Genomic DNA, 3,350 nt, shown 5'->3' with positions numbered 1-3,350 from the left:
CAGGGGGTAGGAGACGAAGTACGCCGCCTCGTAGTGCTCGACGTGGTGGAGCGCGCCCTCCAGACCCCGCAGCATCAGGATGGCCGCGCCGATGGTCAGGATGATGAGCTCGACGAAGTACGCCTGCCAGGCGGTGGAGCCGGCGAAGCGCGACTTGCGGCCGAGCCGGCGCGGCAGGCTGAGCTGCCGGACGATGATCAGGGTCACGATGCCCACGGTGGTCATCGCGGCGATGAACTCGATGTACATCTCGTACGGCAGGAAGCCGCCGAGCACCGGCAGGACCCAGTCGGCCTTGAAGAGCTGGCCGTATGCCTGGACGATGGTCAGGCCCAGGGTCAGGAAGCCGATGGCGACGAACCAGTGCGCCACGCCGATGATCCCCCACCGGTTCATACGGGTGTGACCGAGGAACTCCTTGGTCAGGGTGACGCTGCGGGCGGTGGGATCGTCGGTCCGGGCGCCCGCGGGCAAGGACTGGCCGATGCGCAGAAAACGGACGATCTCCACGACGGCCCTGCTGAACAGGGCGATGGCGATCGCGGTGAGCACCAGCGAAACGATGATCGCGGCGAGTTGCATGTCGGCTCCTCGGACCTGCGGGCGGGGGGCAAGCAGGGCTAGCAACATAGCCCAGAGTCATCCTACTAGAGAGTAACTTCCCAGGTCGTCTTGGTCACGTCCACCGGCCGACCCGTCCGCCCCTTGACTTCAAGCATTCTTGAAGTATGACGCTGCTTCTTGTCCACCGGAACCCCGGGACAAGGAGATCCCTCATGACCACCACCCTTCTGTCCACCGCCGCGCCCGCCACCGGGAACTCGCCCGCCGCCACCACGGCCACCGCCACCGCCCCCGCGTCCCCGCTCGCCGGCGCTCCGCTGCGGCTGGCCGTGATCGTCGGCAGCGTCCGGGCCGGCCGGTTCGGGCCGACCGTCGCCCGCTGGTTCGCGGAGCGGGCCGCCGCCCGCGGCGACATGACCGTGGACACCGTGGACGTGGCCGAGGCGGGCACGCTGCCGCTGGAGATGTCGGCCCCACCGCCGGACGCGGACGCGGACGCGGGCACGGACACGGACACGGGCCTGGCCGCCCGCCTCGCCGCGGCCGAGGCGTTCGTCGTGGTCACCCCCGAGTACAACCACAGCTACCCGGCCGCGCTGAAGAACCTCATCGACTGGCACCACAAGGAGTGGCACGCCAAGCCCGTCGGCTTCGTCTCCTACGGCGGCGTCTCGGGCGGCCTGCGCGCGGTGGAGCACCTGCGCGGCGTCTTCGCCGAGCTGCACGCCGTCACCGTCCGGGACACGGTCAGCTTCCACTCCGCCTGGAGCAGGTTCGACGACGACGGCAGGCCGCTGGACCCCGAGGGCAGCGGCGGCGCGGCCACGACCATGCTCGACCAGCTCGCCTGGTGGGGCACCGCGCTGCGCGAGGCCCGCGCCGCCCGCCCCTACACCGCCTGAGCGGAACGCGCGGAAGCCTGCGCCGATCGGGCCCGGCCGTCGCGTCCGATCGGTGGAAGCTGTCGAACAATAAGCCCACATGCCTTATAACGCACCTTCCGGCCCGCAGGATGGACCCCACAAGCGAGCCGGAAGGGTGGGCTGCCATGGCTGTCCATATGACGCGCGGTCAGAAGGTGTGGTGGTGGCTGCTGCTGGCCTTCGGTGTCCTGCTGGCGATCACCGCGGGCACCGCCCTGTGGGCGTACCAGCGGCTGGACGGCAACATCGAGACCGACCGCGCCGCCGCCGAGGCCCTGGACGAGCACGCGGGCGAACGGCCGGCCGCCGCCGCGGGCGAGGCGCGGAACATCCTGCTGATCGGTGACGACTGGGGCTCGGGCACGGGCAACGCCCGCTCCGACACCGTCCTGCTGCTCCACCTCTCCGCCGACGGCGAACGGGCCGACGCGGTGAACGTGCCGCGCGACATCGTGGTCGACATCCCCTCCTGCCGGACCGAGGACGGCGGCAGGAGCGAGGCCCGCACCGCCCAGTTCAACTGGGCCTACCAGTACGGCGGCGCGGCCTGCACCATCCGCACGTTCGAGCGCATGACCGACATCCGCGTCGACCACCACCTGGTGCTCGGCTTCGACGGCTTCGCGGACGTCGTGGACGCGGTGGGCGGCGTGGAGGTGGAGCTGGACGAGGCCGAGTACGACCCGAACGTGGGCCACGACCTGCCCGCCGGGCGGCACGTGCTCGACGGCGAGCAGGCCCTCGCCTACGTCCGCGCCCGGGTGTACGTCGGGGACGGCAGCGACCTGAACCGGCTCTCCCGGCAGCAGGAGTTCCTCGGCCTCCTCCACGACGAGCTGGCGGACGAGGGGACCCTCACCAACCCGGCCCGCCTCTACCCCGTGCTGGAGGCCGTGACCTCCGCCATCACCGCCGACCCCGGGCTCGACTCGCTCGACGAACTGCGCCGCCTCGTCCAGGACGTGCAGGCGGTCCCGGACGGCGGGCTGACGTTCCGCACCGTGCCGGTGGTGCCGCACCCGACCCAGGACGACCGCCTCGCCCTGGACGCCTCCGCCGCCGGCCGCCTCTTCGCCGCGCTGCGCCAGGACCGCCCGCTCCCGCCCTCGGACTGACAGCCCCCGGACCGGCCCCGGACCGGCCCCGGATCCCCGGCGGCCGGAGATGCGGGTCGCCGGGGGCCGTGCTGGCATGGAGAAATGAAGGTGACGATCGTGGGCGCGGGCGCGATGGCCCGTGGCATAGCGACCAGAGCCCTGGTCGGCGGGCACGGCGTCCGGCTGATAGACCGGTCCGCCAAGAAGGCCGCCGACCTCGCCGACGACCTCCGCCGGGCCGCCCCCGGCGGGAACGACAGCGTCGTGCAGTCGGACGCGATAGCCGTGGAGGACGCCGATCTCGTGGTGCTCGCCCTGCCCTACCCGGCCGGCCGCGCGGTGGCTGCCGAGTACGGCACGGCGCTGACCGGCTCGGTCCTGGTGGACGTCTCCAACCCCGTCGATTACGCCACCCTCGACTCCCTGACCGTGCCGGCGGGCACCTCGGCCGCCGAGCAGATCGCCGCCGAGGCGGCGCCCGGCGTCCCGGTGGTGAAGGCGTTCAACACCACCTTCGCCACCACCCTCGTGGCCGGGACGGTCGCGGACCAGCCGCTGGACGTGCTGATCGCGGGCGACGACGAGGACGGCAAGCGGTCCGTCGCCGCCCTCGCGTCCTCGGGCGGGCTGCGCCCCCTCGACATCGGGCCCCTGCGCCGGGCCCGCGAGCTGGAGGGCCTCCAGCTCCTGCACATGGCCGCCCAGGAGCGCCTCGGCCTGAACTGGTCGAGCGCCGTCAAGATCCTTCCCTGAGAGCGGGCGAGCG

3 protein-coding genes and 1 pseudogene are annotated in these 3,350 nt (G+C 72.4%); 3 read left to right on the top strand and 1 reads right to left on the bottom strand.

Annotated features, from left to right (window positions below; translation table 11 throughout):
* Positions 1–582 (bottom strand): annotated as a pseudogene (locus ACSNOC_RS27330) (Fe-S oxidoreductase); the annotation flags it as partial.
* 194 nt (positions 583–776) lie between these two features.
* On the opposite strand from ACSNOC_RS27330, the gene ACSNOC_RS27325 reads away from it, so the two are divergent.
* The 3 genes from ACSNOC_RS27325 to ACSNOC_RS27315 all read left to right on the top strand — a co-directional run bounded on the left by ACSNOC_RS27325 (position 777) and on the right by ACSNOC_RS27315 (position 3,337).
* Positions 777–1,466 carry an NADPH-dependent FMN reductase gene (locus ACSNOC_RS27325; RefSeq protein ID WP_436750259.1) on the top strand — a complete coding sequence of 230 codons (690 nt, stop codon included), beginning with the start codon at positions 777–779 and terminating at the stop codon, positions 1,464–1,466.
* A gap of 146 nt (positions 1,467–1,612) precedes the next feature.
* Positions 1,613–2,602: an LCP family protein gene (locus tag ACSNOC_RS27320; protein ID WP_436750258.1), complete on the top strand. Its 990-nt coding sequence runs from the start codon at positions 1,613–1,615 to the stop codon at positions 2,600–2,602.
* A gap of 84 nt (positions 2,603–2,686) precedes the next feature.
* Positions 2,687–3,337 carry an NADPH-dependent F420 reductase gene (locus tag ACSNOC_RS27315; protein ID WP_436750257.1) on the top strand — a complete coding sequence of 217 codons (651 nt, stop codon included), beginning with the start codon at positions 2,687–2,689 and terminating at the stop codon, positions 3,335–3,337.
* The last annotated feature ends 13 nt before the right edge of the window (positions 3,338–3,350 follow it).

Origin of the sequence: Streptomyces sp. URMC 129 (assembly GCF_051386415.1) — a bacterium.
Lineage (GTDB): Bacteria > Actinomycetota > Actinomycetes > Streptomycetales > Streptomycetaceae > Streptomyces.
The sequence above is the reverse complement of the archived record's forward strand: the minus strand, read 5'-3'. Positions and strand labels throughout refer to the sequence as shown.